The sequence below is a fragment of the Paenibacillus sp. 22594 genome (assembly GCF_052044425.1).
Classification (GTDB): domain Bacteria; phylum Bacillota; class Bacilli; order Paenibacillales; family Paenibacillaceae; genus Paenibacillus_AQ.
This window is the reverse complement of sequence record NZ_JBQENA010000001.1, coordinates 63,574-86,639: the sequence shown is the minus strand read 5'-3', so window position 1 is coordinate 86,639 and position 23,066 is coordinate 63,574. Positions and strand designations below refer to the sequence as shown.

The window sequence follows — 23,066 nt, the reverse complement described above, 5'->3', positions numbered from 1 at the left end:
TCAGTTAAGCGCATCGGCTATCTGATCGATAATAAGATTGATGGCAATAGGCCCATAATAACCGATCCATTGTGCGGTATTCTCCGCGTATACTTGGTTGTCTTTAACTGCACTCAGATTTTTCCAGAGCGAGGTGCTTTGAAATTCAGCCGTCAGCTCCTTATTCGTATCATCCTGAAGCAGGAAAATATGGTCAGCACCAAGCTCCGGCAAGACTTCAATGGAGATCATCGAACTTGTTTCCGAGCTGTTTACGGCCATTGGAGGGGGAGTCAGTCCCAGGTCGTCGTATAGAATTTGGGAGGTTCGGTGCGCTGTGTTTTGGATACGAATCATTTTATCCCGCGGGCGGATCAGGGCAACCGTCTGACCCTTCATCTTGTCAGCCAACGCGGCTTTTAGATCGCTCACCTTCTGATTGTATTCATCTATCAGCTGCTGGGCCTTTTCGGGCTGGTCTATTATTTTCCCGAGCTTCAACATTACGGTCTTCCAATCTTCATTGCGCTCAAGCATAAGCGTCGGGGCGATTTTCTGCAGATCTTCATAGATCTTGTCATGGAACTCTGTACCGATGATAAGATCCGGATTCAGCGAAACGACCGCTTCCACATTCGGTTCTTCATATGTTCCGATTAAAGTAACATTGTCCATTTGATCTCCCAAATATTCGGGCACTGCATTGTCGGTACCGGCTACTACACTGCCTATCGGTTTCTTACCCAGTGCTAGCAGTTCGTCTGCGTACTGAACGTCCAGCACAACAATTCTCTCCGGTACTTTTTCAAGTTTGAACTCGCCTTTCAGATGCTGAATCGTTATCGGCGCCGCCGGTGCGGAGCTTATGCCGGCAGTTGGTTCTGGATTGGCCTTACCTTGATTTGAAGGGCCAGAGCACGCCCCTAGCAGCATAACCAGACATGCCAACAGGCTGATAACCCCTGCCGCTTTTATTTTCGGATGCATAAGTACAACCTCTCCTTTATCTAAATGATAATGATATTCATCATCATTATAATACTATAATGACCCAAGCAGTCCTCGGCAATGGATACTTGCGACAGCCTCAATGGATTATGGCGACCAAGTCGAAAATCGGCTATTTCGCATTTAGAAACACTTCCGCCACCTGATCTACAACCCGATTCATCGCAAGCGGACCGTAATAAGCGATCCACATGCTCGTTTGGGCTGGATACACATGTTCCTGCTGCACGGCACGTAGACTTTTCCAGGTTGCTGTTTTCTGAACCTCATCCGACCAGCTGTCAAATCTGCTGTCGGTCAATACAAAATAATGGTCGGCATCCAGCTCCGGCAAGCCCTCCAAGGGAATCATTGAGCTGGTGCATTGGCGGTGAACGGCTTGCTTTGGTGGACGCAGCCCCAAATCTCCGTATAAAATTGCCGCAGTACGGTGTGCGCTTGTATGTAGTCGGATGTCATTATCCCGGGGACGGATGACCGTTACCGACTGCCCATGCAGCTTGGCTGCCAGAACTGATTTCACCCTGCCGATTTTTAGTTTGTACCGCTGCAGGATCTGCTCCGCTTCCATTTCCTTGCCCACAATGCGCCCGATGATCCGCAATGTTTCTTTCCAGTCATGATTTCGCTTGAGCATAATGGTAGGCGCAATTTGTGTAAGGCTTTCGTAAATGTTTTTTTGAAACTCGGTGCAGAGGATCAGATCGGGTGCAAGCGCCTGCAGTGTTTCCAGATCTGGCTCATTCTTTGTTCCCAAGGTCTGCACCCCGCGCAAGCTGCCGATCAGATACTCTGGGAAGCCGTTTAGATCCCCGCTCACCGTAACGCTTCCGGCTGGCTGTTCTCCCAGAGCCAGCATATGGTCCGTAAACTGTGGGTCCAGTACAGCAATTCTCCCTGGCAACCGCGTGAGCGGCAGTTCGCCTTTAAGATGAATAATCGTCCGCAAGGAGCGGCGGAGTGCGGTATTCAGCAGATCCTTCTTTGCCGGTACAGCCGTAGCACCCGATTCATCTTCGCCGGATTGCCGCATCCATTCCCGATACGTGCTGGGAGACATCCCTGTGCAGCGTTTAAATAACCGGCTGAAATAATAGCTGTCCGCATAACCGACCGCTTCGGCGATATCCTTAAGTCCGGCATTTGTACGGCTGAGCAATGCCTTGGCTTTGACCATGCGCACCTGCAGCAGATAGTCCATCGGTCCAAGTCCCAGTCTTTTTTTGAACATCCGCTGCATCGTGCGGGAACTGCATTCCAACAGTGCCGCAAGAGTGTCCACGGTAATCGGTGCTGCATAATTTGCATCCATATACTTGGCAGCATGCAGCACAGTGTCCGGTGAAACCTGCTGTAGCCTCCGACGCTGTAGCTGATCCATCAGCTCGCACATGAACTGATAAAACAACGATTTCAGCTGTAGCTTCGCTAACGCTCCCGGTCGCTCCTTTAACAGTTCCATACGTGACAAGGTTGCGGAGAGCGGAGCGGCATGATTGGAGACAAAGCCATATTGTCTCTCAAACGGCTTCGCACGCTCCAGTAAGTCAAGTAGATCCTGGCTGCACGGCTGCGGCAAAGCGGCTGTATACTGAACCCAATAACAGCTCAATGTTTGAGTGATATCCGTAACCGTAAGAACTGCGCCTGTACCCGCATGGAAAACATACCCATTCTCCAAAAGCCGCTCTTCCCCTTCCAGCAGCAGCCGGGCACGGCCCTGTGTGGTGTATAACAGAGTACTTTCCACAAGCTCGAAGATATGTGGCTGCCCGCCGATCGGCAGCTCGATGCGCCGCACATCCACTATGTTCAGAGAGGCCTGATTCCAAAGTAAAAGCTGATCTTCCACAATCATATTCTGATGTCTCCAATCCGCGAAGCTTATCATTTGCTGAATAATTGTTCCGCATCATCAAGCGCCAACCTTTGGCCGATCGAAGAGTAATCCAGCCATTTCTGCCCGTCCAGCAGATAGACTTGATTGTTTTTGACAGCCTTCAGATTTTGCCAAACCGGATTCTTCTCCAGCTCTTCAAAGCTGCTCTTTGCCTGCTTTCCCGTGCTGATAATAACGAAAATAGCGTCTGCATCATAATCCGGGAGCACTTCCTTGGAAATCACCTGAAAAGGCTCATCTGCTGGAATCTTCTCTACTCCGTTTGCCATGTTAAGTTTCAAATCCTCGAACATGATCGGCCCCAGAGGTCTCTTGGTCCCCATGACCCGCAACTCCTTAGCTGTCATTCGGATCGCCATTACCTTTGCATCTGCACCCAGCTTCTCAGTGATCAGTCCGCTGACCCGCTCAGCTTTGGCTTCGTAATCCTGGATGTAGGCTTCAGCTTCTTTCTCGCGCCCCACATTTTCCGCAATCAGCTTCAGATGGTCTCTCCAGGTTCCGCTGTCCATGTCAATGGAGATCGTGGGAGCAATCTTCTCAAATTTGTCAAGATCCTCACCTGAGTTAGTATCATCGATATAGATTACATCCGGCTTAAGGCCAAGCACAGCTTCCATATCAGGGTCTGTAACAACCCCCAGCTTGGTCACGCCCTGCAACTGATCCGCCACATGCGGCAAAAAGTCTTTCACATCACCGCCGACTACTGAGCCAACGGGTGTAATGCCCAGAGCGAGCAGATTATTTGTAATATGAATGGACATAGAAGCGATTCGGGCGTTGGGGTCGTGGATTAATGAGTCCGCAGCAGGCTCGGCAGAAGCAGACACTGCTGGCATATTTGTTGCAGCCGGGTTAGAGGACGATTCCTTAGATTGCCCGCCACAGGCGGACAATAAGGCAAGCAGCAGTATGGAGACAAGCGTTAAAGTTAGTTTTTTCATTTGAGTATATTCCTCCAAATCATTCTTTGGTTTTGAATAGCAGATATAAAAAGTATGGGCCGCCGATAGCTGCAACAACTACGCCGGCAGGAATGGCATTTGGCCGAAAAATAGACCGGCCGACGGTATCCGCCGTAACCAGAATCACGAGGCCGATCAGTGCTGCCACAGGCAGGGAATATCGGTGCTGCGGACCGGTAAGACGTCTTGCGATATGCGGGGCGATCAGTCCGATAAAACCTATTCCCCCCGCAACCGACACACTGGCACAGGAGAGTGCTACGGCCATTCCCAGCTGCCAGAGCCGTTCACGGGTGACATGACTGCCAACACTATAGGCAATTTCATCGCCAAGCACGAAGATGTCCAGCGCTTTGGAACGGCTGTAGATGAGCGGTACGAGCACAACAATCCATGGCAGGAGAGTCCATACATGAATCCAGTCCCTCCCCCAGACACTTCCGGCTAACCAGCGCGCTGTAAAAGCATAGGTATCCTCGTCCAGCTTCAAGGAGAGCAGCAGTGTGACCGCACTAATACCAGCCGCAACCGCAATACCGACCAGGATCAACCGGATCGGCACAATCCCCCTGTGGCGGTCATAGGCGAAAATGAAAATAATCAGTGCGCATAGGGTTCCTCCGGCAAAGGTGAACAGTGGAATCAAGAGCGCCATAGGACCTTCCATTGTGCGAAAAAAAGACACAAAGATAATAAGTCCGAGCGCTGCTCCGGTATTGATTCCAAGTATGCTTGGGTCTGCAAGTGTATTCCGGGTAGTCCCCTGAAATACGGCACCTGAAACGCCAAGCCCGATCCCAGCCAGCATCGTTACGATGATCCGCGGCATCCGGTATTCGAACAAAATCATTGAATCTTGGGCTGTTCCATAGCCCAGCAGCGTCTTCCACACTGTACCTGGCGATAAGGAAATCGTCCCGGTGTTCAGGCTGGCCGTTATTACGGCCATGGCGAGCAGCAGCAGGCTGAGACTGATAAAGAGTGCCGTTTGCCCTCTTTTTCCTTCGAGCACCTTCATGTTCCTCTTCATCCTATAGCTCCCTTCCCTCTTGTCGCGCCAAGTAGAGGAAAAAAGGAACACCTACCATAGCGACCATAGCACCTATTGCGAATTCCTGCGGCGGATTTACCATACGCGAGGCGAAATCGGCCCAAACAAGCAGAATGGCTCCAAGCAGTGCAGAAAAAGGAATCAATACACGGTAATCCACGCCCAGCAGCCGACGGGCGATATGTGGCACAACCAGACCTACAAAACCAATGGACCCCGCCACCGCCACCGAAGAACCGGCAAGAGTTACAGCGGCAATAAGCCCGAAAATGCGTATGCGATTCGTATGTATTCCCAGGTTTACCGCTGTTTCATCCCCCATAGCCATCAAGGTGATCGGTCTCCCCATTATGATGGAACATACAATTACAATAAGGACTATGGGTGTAAGTACCCGCAGATGCTCCCAGGTCACTCCAGCTACTCCCCCGGCATACCAGAAGGCCAAATCCTGGCTCAGCTCAAAATAGATCGCTACTCCAGTGCTGAGTGAATGGAGAATAGCCGCTATAACTGCCCCTGCAATCGTCAGCCTGATGGAGGTTAATCCACCCTTCGCTACGGAGCCCAGGAGAACAATAAACAAAGTGGTCAGCGCCGCCCCGATGAAAGAAAATAGGATCAGTTCCGAGTAGCCCATACCCGGCATAAAAGCAAAACACAAAGCAACTGCAAATGCAGAGCCTGCATTTACGCCAAGTATCCCGCTGTCTGCCAGCGGATTGCGTGTGACACCCTGCATTATCGCACCCGCCACCGCAAAAGCCATTCCAGTCACTGCTGCTCCAAGCACACGGGGAAGCCTGAGCTCATGCACAATTTGATGAGAGGTTAAGGCCGGATCGTATTGAATGACCGCCGACCACACCGTCTGCAGCGTTAGTTCCTTAGCACCGTAGGAAATTGACACGAAAATTGTAAGTAATAATCCCGCTGCCGCAGTGATAAACCATAGACATGTGCTGATTCTCCGATTTAATTTCATATGTTTTCGCTTTGACAGCTCCCTCAATCCATTTTCTTGAAAAAACACTACCCCATAAGGTAGTGTCCAATTATAGATAATGATAATCAATATCAATTATAAGGATTGAAAGACTTGTTGTCTATTCTAAAAGCCGGTTCTTCTTGTTATGCAATTATTTAAGCTGAGGGCGTTCATTTATTGAATGACCCATAATCAGTTATGGTGAACTTAATACTAAAGGTTACCGGTACTTTGCTAAAGGTTTCATCCCAATGATCCTTCAGCTTTTTCCATACCTTAGGATGTTCAATACTTAGGCGTTCTCCGAAGCCGGCAACCTCCACCTTATAAGTGGACTGCATCTGTTGCATCAAATGATTAAGCATGCTGCTCAATCTCTTTTCAAAAAATTCTTCCCTCTCTTTAAGGGAGTCTACCTTGGTTGAGCGCTGCTCGGGGTCCCAATTTTCAATGAAGCGTCCATCCGATTCTATATTCACGTGAAATGAGACCTTGTTGTCTCCAGTGATTTTTGAAGTTATTTTACTTTTTGCGGACTTGACTTCATAGGTAATGGTTTCATGGTTATTATTGTACGTCTTGATCGTTCCTCCCTTGACATCTCCTTTGATCCAGTTAATACTCCTCAGATCGTCCTGGCCTAATGACCCAATCCATTTGCCCGTTTCCCCCTTGATGATCCCAGCCCCAGACAACTCGATATCTCCTTTAGCTTCTATAATGTTTTGCAGCACAAAGCTTTGTTTAGAGTGCATTAGAGCATCCAGAGTTGATAAGTTGACGGCTCTCATTACTTTGCTGGTTCTAAAGCGGTTGCGGACCATTTCCCTGAGATGAAAGGAAGGTACATCCTCCTTATCTTTCAATACAAAAGTATCTGAGGCCCGTCCGGTACTTAAGAAGATAAAACAGCTGGGACGGATATCGTTGTCACGAAGCATAAAATCCATCAATTGCTCTATCTTGTGCTGCTCCACAAGCTGTGTAGAAACAATGATTACCTTCAGGTGATGACCAATGATCGGGCGGTCCAGACGATTCGAGAATTGGCGAAAAATCTCCAGCACAGAGTCGCCCGTTTCCGAGACATTGATATATTGTGGCTTATTTCCGCTATCTGATGACTTGGATGCACCACCAGATGATTTTTTGGGAACTATTTGAAGAGTCGCCGTAAGCTTATTATTCTTAAAATAATCCCCGCCTTCATCCTCTAGTGCCTGCTCTGTCGAAGGTTGTTCCCCTGTATCAAGAGCCACACCGGTGTAGAGGCTCAGGTCTTCAATTTCCTTACTGCTCCAACAGCCGGATTGCGTGATCAGGAGCGTAACTGCAAGCAATACAAGGAGAGGCCTAAGTTTACACATTCTGCTTCAATCCCTTCTTTCGAATGATCAGAACTACCGAAAGCATCACAGGAAGCAAAATAAACAATATTATTCCCATCCTTCCAATAGCATCACCAAGGGCAAATACATCATTGATACGTTTGGGAACCATGGTCGAGATGAAAATCAACGGCATTAGCCCGAAGATCACAGGGACAATTTTTAACTTGAACACCTGAGAGATCCCGAGGGAAGCATTGAAGAAAAAACTGCAGAAGTTACAAAACATTTGCATCATCCAAATCACCAATAGCGGAAACTCGAACCGTTCAAAAAAGAATCCGGAGATCTCAAAGCTGCGGACTAAATCAATTGTAGGCCAAGTGCTCGTAATCACAGAATCTATTGACAGGCCTCCTACAACCACAATCACAGTCAGCAGGTATAAGACCATAGGTATGCCAATCCCCGCTAACATGGCTTTAACCGCATGCTGAGGATGCTGCATGAAGGCTGTAATTGTCATCACTACTTCGCATCCCGTATAGACGAGTACAGTGGACTTGAGTCCCTTAATTACAGGCATAAGACCTTCACTCAGTACAGGACGCAGATGGTTAATATCAAATATTCTGATACTTAACACATAACATATCATCAAGATAAAGAGGCTTATCGGGAAAATAATTTGATATAACCTTGCGATGGAATTGATTCCTCCAAACACCAGATAACATCCCACCCAGATAAATGGAATGACGATTGCCCAAACGGGAGTTCCTTCAAGTAGAAAAAACATGGTAATTTCAGCCAATACCCGTATTTCAAATCCGGCGATGATAATATAGTAAATAATGAGCAGCGAGCTTAAAAAACCTCCTGGTAATGTACCTACAATTCGTTTGGAGTATTGATAAACGGTTTTCCCTGGAAACTGCTGGCTTAATTTCACCATTACGAAAATAACCAACATTACAATCAGCCCGCCCAGCAGTACGGACATCCAGGAGTCCGGAGTTTTGGCCGATTCCGTCACACTTCTGGGCAGAGTCAGAATTCCCGCACCCAGTACCGTATTCGTCAAGAATAAAGATGCCTGACTTGTTGTGATTTTATCAGCAGAGCGTACAAACATTTCATGTCCCCCATCCTTTACTTCCTAGGATCTGCGCTTATTCTTTTGTGTTTTCATCATTTTAGGTCTTCGTTTCATAAGTGACAGAGGTGCGCGAACGTAGAGATCCTTCCAGTCACTAAAGCGTATGGGAGCGAAGGGAGTAACATAAGGCACCCCAAAGCTCTTTAATTTACTGAGATGAATGATGATCAGCAGAAAAAACAATATCGTTCCAAACATCCCGAGTACAGATGCAAACAGCATGCCAACAAAACGCAAAATGCGGAGTGTTATGCCCGTACTGTACATGGGTACTGAAAAGGAAGAGATCGCTGTCACCGCCACGACGATAACCAGGAATGGACTAACAATCCCGGCCGCCACAGCGGCATCGCCAATAATCAAGCCCCCTACGATGCCCATTGCTGGTCCAATGGGTTTGGGCAGCCGAATCCCTGCTTCACGTAATATCTCAATGGACACTTCGAGGATCATAACTTCAATAACGGATGGAAATGGAACGCCTTGACGGGTTTCAATAATGGTAATCGCCAGCTGAGTGGGGATTAATCCGGGATGGAACGAGATAAAAGAAATGTACAAAGCTGGAGTCAGCAATGCCAGAAAGGCTGTGAAAAACCTCAGTATTCGATACATGGTTCCCGGAAGCCATCGTTCATAATAATCCTCTGGGGATTGCAGCAGCATACTAAAGGTCACAGGAACGATGAGTGCAAACGGAGTGCCGTCCAGCAGTATTGCTATTCTTCCTTCCAGCAGAGAGTTAATAACCCGGTCGGGCCGTTCCGTATTCTGAGTCTGCTGGAACGGGCTCATATAATTATCTTCAATCAGCTGCTCCACATACCCGGATTCAGCGATAAAATCCATATCAATTTTTGAAATCCTGTCCTTAACCTCCTGAAGCAGCTCAGGATTAACAATATCGTTAATATAGGCAATAACCAGCTTTCTTTTGATACAGTTTCCAACCTCATAGAGCTTCATCTCCAGATTTTTATTAAGGCCTTGGCGGCGCAGCATGGAGGTATTCTCGCTTAGGACCTCCGAAAATGAAATTCGCGGCCCGCGAAGCAATCCTTCTGAGACTGGTTCTGTAATCGCCCGGATGGACCCGCTTGGTAATCCCACCAACAGCGCTGTGGACATCCCTTCTATGATTAATGCTGTATAGCCAAACAGAATCTTCTCCTGAAGCTTTTCCAATTCATTGATTTCACTAAGCTCCGTAAGCGGAAGAATTTTTTCTTTTACAATGGATAAAGTTATAGCCTCACTATCAACTTTGAGGTCTTGCATCAAAACCTGCATCACTTGTTTGTTAATCATCTCTCCATCCTGCATGCCATCTACAAAGATAAGCACAGCTCGTACATTAAACCCATACACCATAAATTCACGAAAATTCACATCACTGTTTTCGCCTATCGCTTGTTTTATGGACATTAGATCAGCATTATAATTCCCGCTAAGCTGTGGACTGGTTTGAGTAGCCATTTTCTCAGGTGAAGCAGGAGCTGAAGCTTTTCCCGTTTTCGAGGCCCTTCCGCTCCCTACAACGGAATACAGTGAATTGTATAGATAATAAATTCCTAATGGACACACTAGCGTAATTGCCGCCTGCATAAATGTTTTCCAATCAGGAATAAAAGAAACGATAGTTGACCACATCCTGATCATCCTTAACTGTAGTTTTTTTGAAATAACGCTCCGTGATGAAATCTGCAGTTTCCAGGTGAGAGGCTATAACCTAAAGTGTGCCAAAATAAAGATTTCTTTAGTCACAGTTAATAAAACTCTCCTAAGGTAAATCCATCCACCACTGTTAAAGGATGTTCCCATAACAAAAACTCCTGCCAGGGAATATTTCGCTGGCAGGAGTCAATTATTCGAAATGAAGCATCTGCATCTGTTTTCTGAAGTCCGTAGGCGTAAGCCCTGCATTCTTCTTGAACTGCTTGGAGAAGTAGAACAGGTCGCTGAAGCCGAGCTGCTCGGCGATTTCACTGATGGTGCTGGTTGTAGCTGTGAGTAGCTCCTTGGCTTTTTCGATCTTTTTTCGTGTGATGTACTGTATGGGAGGCACGCCTAACTGCTTCTTGAACAGGCGGATAAAGTAATTGGGGTGCATGTGTGCAATCTCGGCAAGCTCATGTACAGTTATATTTTGTTCAATATTGGCTTCAATGTGATTCAGGATTTTGGTTAGCTTTTCAACGGAGGTTAAATTTTTCAGGGTGATCTCATTTAGGTCCAGCTTGCTGAGGTAATAGGCGAATAGCTCCATCAGTTTGCTCTTGGCAAGCAGCTGGGCGTAAATCTCACTCGATTTGGCGTGAAATACAATGCTGCTGAACATTTCCTTAACAATATCGAGGTCTACGGTGCTGCATACATGACTCAGCTCTAGTATTTTGAACAGACTCATATCTCCTGCCCTTACACTGAAGTGGCACCAATATTTGTGGAAGGGCTGGCTACTGATACAAGAATAAGATTGCTTCACTCCCTCCGGCATCAAATAAAGCTCTCCAGGCTGGGGATAGTACTCCTGCTCCCCGATCTTCAGCCAGCCCTCACCCTCGCAAATAAAATAAAACTTGCTATAGTCAGGTGTGTAGTCCAGGTCCTTCCAATCCGTACTGCACAGATTATAGTCCGCCATAATTAAATCAAGCTTCAGGTTAGATATATAGCTGGTGAGCAGCATGTGGTTATCCATAACAAACCGCCTTAGAGGGTTATTTTTGTACATCAACAAGTTAATCATCTACATACCTATTCTCTCCAACCCCCGCTACAATGAAAGCGGTACAAGAACTTCGAGAGGATGGGAACAATAATGGACAAGGCCAGCTACTTAAAGGAGATCAATGATACGATTGGGTGTGGCAGATTCAAGGATAATTGGGACTCGTTAAGTGAGTTCCGGGTTCCTTTGTGGTATGAGCAGGCAAAATTCGGAATATTCATTCATTGGGGTCTCTATTCTATTCCTGCGTTTGGCAGCGAGTGGTACTCCCGCAATATGTACATTCAAGGCTCCCCGGAATATGAGCATCATCTGGCTGTATACGGCAAACATACAGATTTCGGTTATAAGGATTTTATTCCATTATTTACAGCGGAGCACTTCGATGCGGCCGAATGGGCACAGCTTTTCAAGCAGTCCGGTGCCAGATACATTATGCCAGTTGCTGAGCATCATGACGGTTTCCAGATGTATAAAAGCGCTTTCTCTCATTATAACACGTACGAAATGGGGCCAGAACGTGATCTTCTGGGTGAAATGAAGGCTGCCTTTGCCGAACAGAAGCTGGAGCTGTGCGTGTCTTCACACCGTGCGGAGCACTGGTTCTTCATGTCGCATGGAAAAGAATTCACATCCGATATTCATGAACCGCTCGTTCCCGGAGATTTCTACTGGCCGGCAATGCCTGAACCGGAGCATCAGGACTTATATGGTTCCCCCCCGACAGAGGAATTTCTGGAGGACTGGCTGATCCGTTGCTGCGAGCTGGTCGATCAGTATCAGCCTAAGGTATTTTATTTTGACTGGTGGATTCATACCGCTGCCTTCAAGCCTTATCTCAAGAAATTCGCCGCTTATTATTACAACCGAGGTGAAGAATGGGGATATCCGGTTGCGATCAATTACAAGCATGATGCCTTTATGTTCGGCGCTGCGGTTCCCGATGTGGAGCGGGGCCAATTTGCCGGGCTGAAGCCCTATTTCTGGCAGACAGACACCGCTGTGGCCAAGAATTCCTGGTGCTACACCGAAAATAATGATTACAAATCCGCTGTAGAGATTATCAGGGATCTGGTCGATATTGTCAGTAAAAACGGGAATCTGCTGCTAAATATTGGCCCTAAGGCGGATGGTTCCATTCCCGAGGAGGACAAGAATATTCTTCTGGAGATTGGGGAGTGGCTCAAAGTCAACGGCGAAGCCATCTATGATACGTCATACTGGCGCACTTTCGGTGAAGGTCCGACAGAGATCCAGGAAGGCCAATTTACTGATGGCCAGACCAAGCTGTTCACGAGCGAGGATATACGGTTTACGGTCAAAGGCTCTGTTCTATATGCCACCGTTCTTGTGTATCCTGAGCAAGGTAAGGTCCATATTCAGTCACTTAAAGAGAAATCCCATCATTTCCAGGGAATCATCAAAAATATCAGCATATTGGGTTGCGACGAGAAACCCGCCTGGCAAAGAACAGAAGAAGCACTTATCCTTACAACAACTACTGTTGCAAGCAACGCACCGGTTGTTTTCAAGATTGAGCTTGATTAATACAAATTTTATGGTTTCAAATTAATACTTGCTATATAAAAGTTATATGCTATAATAAAAATACGTTAAGTTACACAGCAGATTGGGAAGTAAATACAACTACTTAGGAGGAAAATCAAATGACAACGTTAAACATCGGAATTATTCTGGGCAGCACCCGTCAAGGACGCGTGAGCCCGCAGGTAGGCGAATGGGTGAAAGGTATTGCGGATGCACGCGGAGATGCAAACTATGAAATCGTAGATATTGCCGACTATAAATTGCCTCTCCTTGGAGAATCGGATGACTATGCTCCCGCACAGGCTTGGGCGGCTAAGCTGGCTACTCTCGATGGTTTCGTCTTCATTGCACAGGAATATAACCATAGTCTTACGGGCGCACTCAAGAATGCACTGGATTCAGCCCGTGAAGAATGGAACAATAAGGCAGCGGGCATCGTCAGCTACGGCTCTGCTGGAGGCGTTCGTGCAGCCGAACACCTGCGCGGAATTCTTGGTGAATTGATGGTCGCCGATGTTCGTGTACACCCACTGTTGTCCCTGTTCACCGACTTCGAGAACGGTTCTGTCTTCAAGCCGGCTGCCCTCCACACACCTAACGTAAATGCAATGCTTGATCAAGTGCTCGCATGGAGCGGCGCCCTAAAGAACTTGCGTTCATAATTTAAGTTAGCTAAGATCAAAAAAGCCACTTCAGCTGTTGAAGTGGCTTTTATTATGACCGGGACAACAGCATGAATGGCAAGTGGATGCTGAGACTAATGTAGCCCTCTTTGCTCTGGTACTGTATGAATTTGCCCTTTCGAATAGGACGCATCATCAGAGGAACCATGACCCGGTCCGAGCAGATTCAGGACAACCACTCCGATGACTATAAAGGCAATGCCAACAACACTTGCCGTATTAATCTTTTCCTTCCAAATGACTACCGAAATAATCACTGTTATTACTGTGCCTAGTCCAGACCAGATCGCATAGGCAGTATTTATTGGGATTGTCTTCAGCGATATCGACAGGAAGTAGAACGAACACACGAAAGCAACAACCGTCACGATGGACGGATACAGTCGGGTAAAACCTTGAGAAGCCTTCAGCATCGAGGTTCCGAGCAGCTCACTGGAAATGGATAAGGCCAATAACAAATAAGCCATCATTTCACCTCCTTCGTAGAGAGCAGTAATTCGTTTCGGACCTGCTCCTTCAATTCCTTGTCAGGGGGAGCAAGGCCAAACATTTCCGCAAACCACAAGCCGTCAGCCGCAAGTCTGGCGATGGTCGATTTTACAGGATCAAGGCCGTCATTCTCAATGTTGTGCTGCCACTTTATATATGCAGACCGGATACTATTCAAAGATTCCGGATTGAAAAAGAGCGCGGAAGCCAGTACCGGACCCATTTCATTACCGATACCAATGTCATCTAAGGTAGACTCGAGATAAGCCCTGCTCCATCTTCCTTTTTCTTCCTTGTCCCGCGCAATCCGTCTGGCGATATCGGCCTCAAAGGTCTTCGTCATCTCCTCCACTACACCGAGCACCAGCGCTTCTTTACTGGGAAAATGATACAACAGGCCACCTTTGCTGACGCCCGCCTTCTTGGCAACCAGATCCAGAGTCAATTGCTCTCCACCCAGTTCCTTCATCACAGCTGCGGCAGCAAGTAATATTAGTTTTCGTTTGGGGATTTTCTCTTTCTCTTGAGCTTGCGAATCCATACTCATCACCGTCCTGAAGTAACTATACCGTCTGGACGGTTTAGTTGTCAAATTGGCTACCCGTACAATAATCTCCCATCAAAACAGTCGTTGATATCTGAATCCGTCCCGGACAGCTTATGGTTTTCAAGCTGAATCCAGCCGATTGTGCCGTCAGCCATCTTAATCTTTCCATACTTCTTAGTGTCACCACCCAGAAAATAAACCGTCTCTCCCGGCTCTACCCATTTGAGGATGTTCTGCTTCCCTGAGGTTTTGTAGATAGGAAACCGTACTTTGGCTACCCAGGGCGTTGGCGGCTCCATCGGATAAAAATCTGCAGGAGCTGCTTTCCACAAGTGATTGCTGTCCAGCTTAAAATCTTCAAGGTAGAACCAGCACTGAAAATCATAGGCCTGTCTCGGAGAAACCGCGGTTCCCTGCCCATCCATGGCTTGCGCATTACCGGTAAACCCGTCCAGAGTCCCCATGCTTATCAGCCTTTTTCCGTTGTAATAATAGTAATATGTGGAATTCTGTGCACTCTCATTGGTATCCTCCAAGGCGAGTTCAAAATACGGATCTTGGATATTGGCATCTACGATTTTAAAATGGGGGATGGAATTATTAGACAGAGAAATCTTCGCTGTAGCATCATTCACCATGAGAATCCATTCGTCATCTACCTCGAAGTGTTTGCTTAATGTCATATGGATATGGTCAACAGCTCCGTCACCGTTCATGTCCACATTGGCATTTTGAAGTCCGGTTGAATCCTTCTTCGGATATCCCAGAAAGTGATAATCCACATCCCATTGTCTCTCCAGCTTGTTTGCCGAAATCAGCTTTTCGTATTTCTGAATCCTCTTGATATTTTGGCTCTCGATTTCCGTTAAACTACCCTTATATTTCTTATCCGCCTTGTACCAGCGTTTACCCGCAAAGAAGGTATTCAGGTCGGCCCGTTCAAACACCAATCCATGCCGGGCAAAAATCTCATTCCGGGCCAGCTCCAGTATTCTGCTGTCGATGTTGCTGAGATTGGCTTCTGTTAACAACGTTGTGCTGCTTTCCCGAAATATATAATCTCTGCCCTTGAAAGCTTCAGTATCCTTGCTTTGAACGCTTTTCGTATTTTGCACCTCCGGCGACTTATCGGGCTGTGCGGCTATTTGTGTATCACATCCGACAATTTGCAGCGGCAAGGCTGCTACGAGTATTAACAGTTGAAGTTTACGACGATTCAATTTAACATCCTCCTTTCATGTAGCTGAAGTAGAAACTAAATAAGAAATCTTCAGGTCTGCCCCTCCCGCAAACTCCGCTCCAGCCGCTCCATATCTACGGAGGTCTCTATTCCTTCCCGATGCCAATGCAGCACACAGCCTGAATAGTGAAGCAGCACACATTGTGGCAGATACCCCATTTCCCGTGCTTTATAGCCCCCTGAGATAAGATTCAGCACACAAGCTACGCCGATAATGCCAACCTCTCCCACACGTATACGCTCATGACCAAAAGCCGTTGAAGCATGCGGTATCATCAGCACTTTACTGCCATAGGCTTCGGCCATCACTGTAACTGCATGTACCCGGCAGGTTTTGGAGCAGCGTCTGCAGACATATCCCGGTCCTTCCTGTACAGCCCGGCAGTTCTCGGCAGTTTTGTTACGCATGCAAATGGGTAAAAAGACTATTTTATCAGGTGCCGCATGGAATCCGTCATGAAAGACCCGGTTCATGATCTCAGCACCTACCATGTTCAAATGGTACTCCACCCGCTCCCTGCTACAGAAAATACGGTTTTCCTGCCATCTCAGGCGTTGGCAGTTGTTCTCAATATAAGTGTCTACGTTCGAGGTGTATCTGCCCAGACATTCCAGACTCCGCCGTTCAAACCATACAGCCTTCCGAACAGCCCTTTGCAATATGCCTTCGCTCTCCTTCTCCGGCAATCCCCGCAGAAAATCCAGCCAGACCTTTAGCCGCCTGCTCTCCTGCTCAAACTCTCCACTGGCGCGTAGCCACCCTAGCAATTTGGCTAATGAATGCAGCTGTATTCGTTCATCCACATGTCGGCGCCGGGCCAACACCGAAGTTCCAGTAATCCCCTTAAGCCGGTCTACGACTCGGCGCGCCTCTTGGCTCCGGCTTCTAAGCGTGTACAGTGAGGATAACAGCTTACCCATGTACACACTTCCCGCAGTCGCCCTTGATCTGTATACATTCCACAGTACGCCAATCATCAGCAATTCAAGCGCATAGATATTAGGATCCCAGGCTTCCAGTTTTCGCAATGCGATATACTGGCTGAACTTGGATATAGACTGATCTTCATGCAATTTCTCCAGAACTTCATCGGTAAACACGGCAACATCTGTATAGTATTGATCTGCTCCTCCGTCTTCACCGGTTAAGGAATACGTGGGGGCATCGCTACTCTCGTCCAAAGAGATCACCTCCAGTTCACTATACCAACAAGGTAGCATTTCACCTGCAGACTGTCAGTGACTTTACGTCCGGACTAAAAGATTTTCCGATAGAAACGTGATAGGATAGTGGGATGATATTTATAGATAAGGAGTGACAGAGATGAACCAGCTTGTATTTTTTCTGGGACCGGCGGGTGCCGGCAAAACAACCCTGGCCAAAGCGGTCGCGTCACGCCGTAAAGCTGCTGTTCTGGATATGGACATTCTGCTCCGGCCTGCTGCAGATATGATTATGAATATGCACGGTCTGGACCCCGATGACAGAGACTCAGCCGAGTATAAAAGGTTATGCCGGGATCTGGGCTACCGGATCACTATGGATGCTGCGCTCGACAATATGGGACTGGAAACTGATGTATTTGTGGTGGGTCCATTTACCAAGGAAGCTGAAGATCCGGGATGGATTAGTAGTGAGCTCGCCCGGATTGGCCGGACCTTGGAAGAAATTGAAGTTAAGGTCGTGCTAGTGAGCCTGGGTAACGCGGAGTTGTACCGGGAAAGGATTGAAAGCAGGCACTCGCCGCTGGATGATTGGAAATTCCGGAATTGGGAGATGTTCCGCACATCATTAGGAAGCCGAACGGTTGCTTGGCCGCTTCCTGCGGAAAATATCATGCAGATTGATAATTCGAATCCGGATGTTCAAGCGGCAGCTGAAGCTGTCGAAAGGTTCATTTTCGTTAAGGCTTACCCCTCCAGCCCATGAAGCTGTTTGAATTCCTCAGGCCGCATGCCGGTGACCCGTTTGAAGACCGCACAGAAGTAGCTGGTATTCTCAAATCCCGCCTGCTCTGCAATCTCATAAATTTTCTTCTCCCTGCCGCTGAACATCAACTGCTTACTGCGGTTGATCCTCTGCTTGTTAATGTAAGTTACAGGCCGTTCATGTAGCGTCCGTTGGAACAAACGGCATAAATACTGAGGAGAAATCGAAACTACCTCAGCTAACTCTTTGAGTGGCAGTGTCCGGTGCAGATTCTGTTCGATATGCTGTAGCACCGGCTTGATGCGTTCCAGCTCATCCTGTCCGCCTGCCGGTGCCGACAGCTGTGCTTTGAGATCAAGCATCAATGCATACATCAGCTTGGAACGTTCCATATTTACTTCGAGACTGTTGCCATGGGACAGCTCCAGCATTTTTTGCAGGGGATTCAGTAGTGAGAGATCGTTCAGCCGTCCCGGACCCGATTCCCGGATTCCGGCATACGTCAGAAGTCTTCCCGCCTCTCTTCCATTAAAAGATACCCAGGACAGTCTCCATTCCGCGCTGATTGGCGCATAGGCATGGGCAACATGCGGAAACAGAAAGAAAACATCCCCCGGCTCCACAATGTAGCGTCTATCCTTTAGAAACAGCTCCCCTTTGCCTTCAAGAACCTGATGCAGCTGATAGTCCGGGAACCCCAAGGGCCGCTCCATTTCCGGTTGATGCTCCCAGAATCCGATAGTTGTGGCATACAGCGGCAGTGCCTCAATTTCTTCTGTTTCACAAAAGATCAATGTGCTCTCCATGTCAGTTCTCCTGTTTCATATTGTTATATTTAAGCGAATATTCTTTTATATCTCTTGAAGTATTGGCATTTTATAATATGAATATAATAATATAAGGAGATGTTAATGTGCGCAACAAATTTACCTATGAGCCCCCTGCAAATGGATACCCGGAATGGAATAACAACCCGGAGATTTTTCAGCTGAACCGCCTGGATGCGCATGCCTCCATGATCTCATATCCAAGTATCCCCGAGGCGCTCAAGGGTGAACGGGCAGCTTCGCCCAATTATCACCTGCTGAACGGAAACTGGAAGTTTGCTTTTGCAGAGACACCTGAGAAGCGCATCAAAGACTTTTATTCAACAGATTATGACAGCAGCAGCTGGGTCGAAATTCCCGTCCCTTCCCATTGGCAGTTTCAGGGTTATGACTACCCTCAATATACGAATGTCCGTTATCCGTGGGTGGTATCCGAGCCGGATTTGAAGCCTCCTTTTGCCCCAACGAAGTACAATCCTGTAGGCTCCTACATCCGTACCTTTACAGTGCCGGAAGATTGGGCGGGCCAGCCGGTGTATATCAGCTTCCAGGGCGTTGAGTCTGCCTTTTATGTGTGGGTCAATGGTGAGCTCGCAGGTTATGGGGAAGATACCTTTACACCTTCCGAATACGATATTACAGCCTACCTGCAAGAAGGAGAGAATACGCTGGCGGTTGAAGTCTACCGCTGGTGTGATGCCAGCTGGCTGGAGGATCAGGATTTTTGGCGGCTCAGCGGTATTTTCCGTGATGTCTATCTGTATACGGCCCCTCCTGTGCACATTGCCGACTTTTTCGTGCACACCGACTTGGATGAGCAATACGCCAATGCCGAACTCAGCGTTGATGTGAAGGTGGAGAATTATTTTAATACAAAAGCAGGCATCTTTACGGTTGAAATGCAGCTATATGACGGTACTGGCAAGAACGTGTGGGCCGCTCCTGTATCTGCAGGCGTTTCCTTTGGAGATGGTGAATTGCAGCAGCTGAAGCTCGGGGCAGCAGTAGTCGGACCTGATAAATGGAGCGCTGAAAAGCCGAATCTGTATACGCTTGTCCTCTCTTTGAAGAATGAACAGGGTGAATTGCAGGAAGCGGTCAGCACCAAAGTGGGCTTCCGCACCTTCGAAATTAAGGACGGCCTGATGAAGATTAACGGAAAACGGATCGTCTTCAAGGGTACGAACCGCCATGAGTTCTCCTGTGAGACCGGACGCGCACTCGGCAAAGAAGATATGATCCGTGATATTGAGCTGATGAAGGCTCATAATATCAACGCCGTTCGAACCTCGCATTATCCGAATCAGTCGATCTGGTATGAGCTATGTGATGAATATGGACTCTACGTGATCGATGAGACAAACCTGGAGACGCACGGTTCCTGGCAATATGGTCAAAAAGAGCTCCATGACGGCAACGTTCCTGCCAGCAGACCCGAATGGCGTGCCAATGTACTTGACCGCTGCAATTCCATGATGCAAAGAGACAAGAACCATCCATCCGTGATCATCTGGTCGCTTGGCAATGAGTCCTTCGGAGGCGATAACTTTATCGCGATGCATGATTATCTGCGTGAAGCGGATCCAAGCCGGATCGTTCATTATGAAGGCATCTTCCATTACCGGCCGTCGGAAGCAGCAAGTGATATTGAATCCACAATGTACATCAAGCCGCGGGAAGTTGTGGAATATGCGAAGAATGATCCGAAAAAGCCTTACATCCTCTGCGAATACAGCCATGCGATGGGCAACTCCTGCGGAGGTCTGCATTTATACACAGAGCTGTTCGATCAATATGATATCATTCAGGGCGGATTCATCTGGGATTGGGTTGATCAGGCTATCCGCACGACTACTGCCGACGGCATTTCCTATCTGGCCTATGGTGGAGATTTTGGAGAAACGCCTCATGACGGTAATTTCAGCGGTAATGGGCTGCTCTTCGCTGACCGTACCGTTACACCTAAGCTGCTTGAGGTTAAGAAATGCTATCAGAATTTGAAAATAACTGCTGCAGATCTGGCTCAAGGCCGTTTTGAAATCCGCAACAACTACCTGTTCACGAACATCGCTGAGTATGAGTTGAAATGGACAGTAGCCTTGGGTGGTGCAGTTGTTCAGGAAGGTGTAGTGAAGGTCTCTGCTGAACCAGGGGAAACGGCCGAATGCACCATTCCTTACGACCAGAGCGCATTTGTGAACGATCAAGAAGCAGTATTGACTCTGTCCTTCTCGCAGCCTGCCGCTACAGCATGGTCTGAAGCAGGACATGAAATTGCCTGGGAACAATTTATATTATCGCCTCACGTCGAAGTAAGCCCCTCCGTGTATGCTTCCACTGCTGGAAGTACATTGCGCATCACGGAGCAGATGGATCAGCTTACCGTTCAGGGAGACAGCTTTGCTCTGGCCTTCAATACAACAACAGGTGACCTGTTCTCTTATACTTCTTCCGGTAAGGAACGCTTGCTTGCACCGGTAAGACCGAATTTCTGGAGAGCGGTAACGGACAACGATCTGGGTAATGGACTCGATAAACGCTGTGCGGTATGGAAGGATGTTTCTTATAACAGAACCCTTACCGGCTGCTCTTATTCCGCAGATGACAGTCTTTGCACAGTGACAGTGAACTACCTGCTGGGTACTGAGCCCGCTTCCACCTTGCTGCTGCAATATAAGATTACACCGGACGGAACAGTGGATATTTCACAGGAGCTGAATCCAGGAAGCGATACATTGCCGGAAATCCCCGAATTCGGATTGCTCTTTGAACTGGACGGGGAGCTGGATACCATCTCCTGGTACGGCAAAGGCCCGCATGAGAACTACTGGGACCGCCAGACAGGAGCCAAGCTGGGACGTTACACAGGGAAGGTAAAAGACCAGTTCGTTAATTATCTCAAACCCCAGGAATGCGGCAACAAAACTGGAGTTCGCTTTGCTTCCCTTACTGAGAGTGTAACCGGCAACGGATTTCATGTGGAGAGCACCTTGCCGATGGAAATCAATGCGCTCCCTTGGACGCCTGAAGAGCTGGAAGCCAGCGATCACACCTACAAGTTGGCTCCTTCCGCCAAAAGCGTACTGCGAGTCAATTACAAACAGATGGGTGTCGGCGGAGATGACAGCTGGGGTGCTCCAACACACGATGAGTTCACCCTGCCGGCCAACCGTCCTTACAGTTTCCGCTTCACGCTGTCTGTACTTTAATCACTAAGAGACTAATATAAATGGAAAAGGCGCGTTTCCCTTCTTGATGAGGGGAAACGCGCCTTTTATCAGTCCTGTGGATTAATCTTTTACGTATATTCAGAGGCGCAATTTCACCACAAATAATATATTTAATAAAACAGGTAATCCTATTGCTGATAGTATTGTGATTGCAGTACGTACTTTTTTATAATCTCGTAATATAAATAGTAAAAACTTATATCCTAAAATACCAATGAATCCACCCAAACAATTTAAAATGATGTCATCAATATCTGATGCTCCAATGCCAAAAAGCCCCTGAATGGTTTCAATAAATAAACTCACTAAGAATATATATAGCAGATTGGTTATTACTCTTTTATCGGTTTTGAATAATGACAAATATGTGCCAAGAGGAATAAAGATTTCTATATTGCCACCCACATTTGCAAAAGCGAAACTTCTTATAGTGGCAGAGTTGCTAAATATATATTCCTTTATACTATAAAAAGGAATGAGATTGATTGACCTCTGTAGTGTCCTCTGACTATTTAACAAATCCACAAGAGAAACTCTTGATAAAATAAATATTTTAAATAAAAAAATTATGTAACAAATGAAAACTCCATACAAAATGACTGTTTCAATTCTCTCTCGTTTATTCATAATACCTCCATTTTTCACTTCTTCCCGCCTATTATCTGAAATTCAGTTTATATAATTTCTTATGAACCACTTGGGCGGATATACCATAAGATACGGTATACATGCTCTAAGCCTATACTTCCGCAGCCAGTTTGTACGAAGCTGGTGCAAGGAACATATGCTAAAGACGTTAAGGAGGAAATTCTATGCAGTACTACTGGAGACCCTACTTTCCCGCCCAGGGATATCCGAATGACATGCATCAACCTATGCCAATGTACGTGGCGGCAGCGTCGGAATGCCTGAGCAGAGCGCAGGTTGATCTCAATAATCAGATGAGGTCACTCTGGGAACAGCATGTGGCATGGACCCGTATGGTGATTCGCAGCATTGTTTTCTCTTTGCCTGACACAGATGATACTGTAGCCCGTCTTTTGCAGAACGCGCCGGATATGGGCGATGCCCTTAAGCCTTTCTATGGCGTGGCAGCAGGTGATGCATATGCCCAGCTTATTAAGGAGCATTTAGTCATTGCTGTCGACCTTGTAAAAGCCGCAAAAGCTGGAGATCAAGCAGCATTAGCCACAGCAGAAAAGAAATGGTATACCAATGCAGACCAGATTGTGGAATTTCTCAGCCGCCTCAATCCGTATTTCCCCAAAGAGGAATTCAGAAAGATGTTCTATCATCATCTTGCATTAACAAAAGCAGAAGCGGTAACTCTGCTGCAGAAGGATTACAAACAAAGCGTGCAACTGTATGACCAAATCGAAAAGGAAGCCTTGGTTATGGCGGATATGATCACTAATGCGATCATTCACCAGTTCCCGCAGAGCTTCAGATGATTCGCTACC

19 protein-coding genes and 1 pseudogene are annotated in these 23,066 nt (G+C 47.3%); 5 read left to right on the top strand and 15 right to left on the bottom strand.

What is annotated here, in order from left to right:
- From ACTJKB_RS00370 to ACTJKB_RS00330, 9 genes are all read right to left on the bottom strand, one after another.
- Complete coding sequence (locus tag ACTJKB_RS00370; protein WP_440831292.1) at positions 1-966, bottom strand: ABC transporter substrate-binding protein; 966 nt, start codon at positions 964-966, stop codon at positions 1-3.
- Positions 967-1,099: 133 nt separating this feature from the next.
- Entirely contained in the window at positions 1,100-2,878 is a 1,779-nt protein-coding gene (locus tag ACTJKB_RS00365; protein ID WP_440831291.1) for a helix-turn-helix domain-containing protein, read from the bottom strand.
- Positions 2,875-3,834 carry an iron-hydroxamate ABC transporter substrate-binding protein gene (locus ACTJKB_RS00360; protein WP_440831290.1) on the bottom strand — a complete coding sequence of 320 codons (960 nt, stop codon included), beginning with the start codon at positions 3,832-3,834 and terminating at the stop codon, positions 2,875-2,877. Before ACTJKB_RS00360 ends, ACTJKB_RS00365 begins: the two co-directional genes overlap by 4 nt.
- Positions 3,835-3,853: 19 nt before the next feature.
- On the bottom strand, positions 3,854-4,885 hold the full coding sequence (locus ACTJKB_RS00355) for a FecCD family ABC transporter permease (protein WP_440831289.1): 1,032 nt from the start codon (positions 4,883-4,885) through the stop codon (positions 3,854-3,856).
- 1 nt (position 4,886) lies between these two features.
- Positions 4,887-5,891: a FecCD family ABC transporter permease gene (locus ACTJKB_RS00350; protein ID WP_440831288.1), complete on the bottom strand. Its 1,005-nt coding sequence runs from the start codon at positions 5,889-5,891 to the stop codon at positions 4,887-4,889.
- A 173-nt stretch (positions 5,892-6,064) separates the two neighbouring features.
- Positions 6,065-7,261, bottom strand: coding sequence for a Ger(x)C family spore germination protein (locus ACTJKB_RS00345; protein WP_440831287.1), 1,197 nt, complete (start codon positions 7,259-7,261; stop codon positions 6,065-6,067).
- Positions 7,254-8,357 (bottom strand): GerAB/ArcD/ProY family transporter, encoded by a 1,104-nt coding sequence (locus ACTJKB_RS00340; RefSeq protein ID WP_440831286.1) that lies wholly within the window; start codon positions 8,355-8,357, stop codon positions 7,254-7,256. Before ACTJKB_RS00340 ends, ACTJKB_RS00345 begins: the two co-directional genes overlap by 8 nt.
- Before the next feature lie 24 nt (positions 8,358-8,381).
- A complete protein-coding gene (locus tag ACTJKB_RS00335) occupies positions 8,382-10,031 on the bottom strand; it encodes a spore germination protein (protein ID WP_440831285.1) in 1,650 nt (549 codons plus the stop codon).
- Positions 10,032-10,245: 214 nt separating this feature from the next.
- A complete protein-coding gene (locus ACTJKB_RS00330; RefSeq protein ID WP_440831284.1) occupies positions 10,246-11,082 on the bottom strand; it encodes a helix-turn-helix domain-containing protein in 837 nt (278 codons plus the stop codon).
- A gap of 108 nt (positions 11,083-11,190) precedes the next feature.
- On the opposite strand from ACTJKB_RS00330, the gene ACTJKB_RS00325 reads away from it, so the two are divergent.
- The gene (locus tag ACTJKB_RS00325; protein ID WP_440831283.1) at positions 11,191-12,660 is read left to right on the top strand and encodes an alpha-L-fucosidase; all 1,470 of its coding nucleotides are present in this window, start codon (positions 11,191-11,193) and stop codon (positions 12,658-12,660) included.
- 119 nt (positions 12,661-12,779) lie between these two features.
- On the top strand, positions 12,780-13,322 hold the full coding sequence (locus ACTJKB_RS00320) for an NADPH-dependent FMN reductase (RefSeq protein ID WP_440831282.1): 543 nt from the start codon (positions 12,780-12,782) through the stop codon (positions 13,320-13,322).
- 95 nt (positions 13,323-13,417) lie between these two features.
- On the opposite strand, the gene ACTJKB_RS00315 is transcribed toward ACTJKB_RS00320, so the two are convergent.
- The 4 genes from ACTJKB_RS00315 to ACTJKB_RS00300 are packed head-to-tail and all read right to left on the bottom strand — an operon-like array spanning position 13,418 to position 16,801.
- Positions 13,418-13,813, bottom strand: a complete 396-nt coding sequence (locus tag ACTJKB_RS00315; RefSeq protein WP_440831281.1) for a DMT family transporter — start codon at positions 13,811-13,813, stop codon at positions 13,418-13,420.
- Complete coding sequence (locus ACTJKB_RS00310; RefSeq protein WP_440831280.1) at positions 13,810-14,373, bottom strand: TetR family transcriptional regulator; 564 nt, start codon at positions 14,371-14,373, stop codon at positions 13,810-13,812. The genes ACTJKB_RS00315 and ACTJKB_RS00310 overlap by 4 nt, the downstream gene beginning before the upstream one ends.
- A gap of 56 nt (positions 14,374-14,429) precedes the next feature.
- Positions 14,430-15,599, bottom strand: coding sequence for a YARHG domain-containing protein (locus ACTJKB_RS00305; protein ID WP_440831279.1), 1,170 nt, complete (start codon positions 15,597-15,599; stop codon positions 14,430-14,432).
- A 50-nt stretch (positions 15,600-15,649) separates the two neighbouring features.
- Positions 15,650-16,801, bottom strand: a complete 1,152-nt coding sequence (locus ACTJKB_RS00300; protein ID WP_440831278.1) for a DUF116 domain-containing protein — start codon at positions 16,799-16,801, stop codon at positions 15,650-15,652.
- Between the two features lie 142 nt (positions 16,802-16,943).
- Here ACTJKB_RS00300 and ACTJKB_RS00295 point away from each other — a divergent pair, with 142 nt between their 5' ends.
- Positions 16,944-17,549, top strand: a complete 606-nt coding sequence (locus ACTJKB_RS00295) for an AAA family ATPase (RefSeq protein ID WP_440831277.1) — start codon at positions 16,944-16,946, stop codon at positions 17,547-17,549.
- Here ACTJKB_RS00295 and ACTJKB_RS00290 read toward each other — a convergent pair.
- Complete coding sequence (locus tag ACTJKB_RS00290; protein ID WP_440831276.1) at positions 17,531-18,355, bottom strand: AraC family transcriptional regulator; 825 nt, start codon at positions 18,353-18,355, stop codon at positions 17,531-17,533. The two genes, ACTJKB_RS00295 and ACTJKB_RS00290, sit on opposite strands and share 19 nt — an antisense overlap.
- 107 nt (positions 18,356-18,462) lie before the next feature.
- Between ACTJKB_RS00290 and ACTJKB_RS00285 the strand changes: the two genes are divergently transcribed.
- Positions 18,463-21,585, top strand: coding sequence for a glycoside hydrolase family 2 TIM barrel-domain containing protein (locus tag ACTJKB_RS00285; RefSeq protein ID WP_440831275.1), 3,123 nt, complete (start codon positions 18,463-18,465; stop codon positions 21,583-21,585).
- Positions 21,586-21,684: 99 nt separating this feature from the next.
- Here ACTJKB_RS00285 and ACTJKB_RS00280 read toward each other — a convergent pair whose 3' ends face one another.
- Positions 21,685-22,251 (bottom strand): VanZ family protein, encoded by a 567-nt coding sequence (locus ACTJKB_RS00280; RefSeq protein ID WP_440831274.1) that lies wholly within the window; start codon positions 22,249-22,251, stop codon positions 21,685-21,687.
- Between the two features lie 290 nt (positions 22,252-22,541).
- On the opposite strand from ACTJKB_RS00280, the pseudogene ACTJKB_RS00275 reads away from it, so the two are divergent.
- A pseudogene (locus ACTJKB_RS00275) lies at positions 22,542-23,057 on the top strand (acetylglutamate kinase); the annotation flags it as partial.
- Positions 23,058-23,066: the final 9 nt, after the last annotated feature.

Excerpts from the sequence above, each read along its gene's own strand:
- ACTJKB_RS00370 (WP_440831292.1), bottom strand. The coding sequence starts at position 966 with ATGCATCCGAAAATAAAAGCGGCAGGGGTTATCAGCCTGTTGGCATGT.
- ACTJKB_RS00365 (WP_440831291.1), bottom strand. The coding sequence starts at position 2,878 with ATGATAAGCTTCGCGGATTGGAGACATCAGAATATGATTGTGGAAGAT.
- ACTJKB_RS00360 (WP_440831290.1), bottom strand. The coding sequence starts at position 3,834 with ATGAAAAAACTAACTTTAACGCTTGTCTCCATACTGCTGCTTGCCTTA.
- ACTJKB_RS00355 (WP_440831289.1), bottom strand. The coding sequence starts at position 4,885 with ATGAAGAGGAACATGAAGGTGCTCGAAGGAAAAAGAGGGCAAACGGCA.
- ACTJKB_RS00350 (WP_440831288.1), bottom strand. The coding sequence starts at position 5,891 with ATGAAATTAAATCGGAGAATCAGCACATGTCTATGGTTTATCACTGCG.
- ACTJKB_RS00345 (WP_440831287.1), bottom strand. The coding sequence starts at position 7,261 with ATGTGTAAACTTAGGCCTCTCCTTGTATTGCTTGCAGTTACGCTCCTG.
- ACTJKB_RS00340 (WP_440831286.1), bottom strand. The coding sequence starts at position 8,357 with ATGTTTGTACGCTCTGCTGATAAAATCACAACAAGTCAGGCATCTTTA.
- ACTJKB_RS00335 (WP_440831285.1), bottom strand. The coding sequence starts at position 10,031 with ATGTGGTCAACTATCGTTTCTTTTATTCCTGATTGGAAAACATTTATG.
- ACTJKB_RS00330 (WP_440831284.1), bottom strand. The coding sequence starts at position 11,082 with ATGGATAACCACATGCTGCTCACCAGCTATATATCTAACCTGAAGCTT.
- ACTJKB_RS00325 (WP_440831283.1), top strand. The coding sequence starts at position 11,191 with ATGGGAACAATAATGGACAAGGCCAGCTACTTAAAGGAGATCAATGAT.
- ACTJKB_RS00320 (WP_440831282.1), top strand. The coding sequence starts at position 12,780 with ATGACAACGTTAAACATCGGAATTATTCTGGGCAGCACCCGTCAAGGA.
- ACTJKB_RS00315 (WP_440831281.1), bottom strand. The coding sequence starts at position 13,813 with ATGATGGCTTATTTGTTATTGGCCTTATCCATTTCCAGTGAGCTGCTC.
- ACTJKB_RS00310 (WP_440831280.1), bottom strand. The coding sequence starts at position 14,373 with ATGGATTCGCAAGCTCAAGAGAAAGAGAAAATCCCCAAACGAAAACTA.
- ACTJKB_RS00295 (WP_440831277.1), top strand. The coding sequence starts at position 16,944 with ATGAACCAGCTTGTATTTTTTCTGGGACCGGCGGGTGCCGGCAAAACA.
- ACTJKB_RS00290 (WP_440831276.1), bottom strand. The coding sequence starts at position 18,355 with ATGGAGAGCACATTGATCTTTTGTGAAACAGAAGAAATTGAGGCACTG.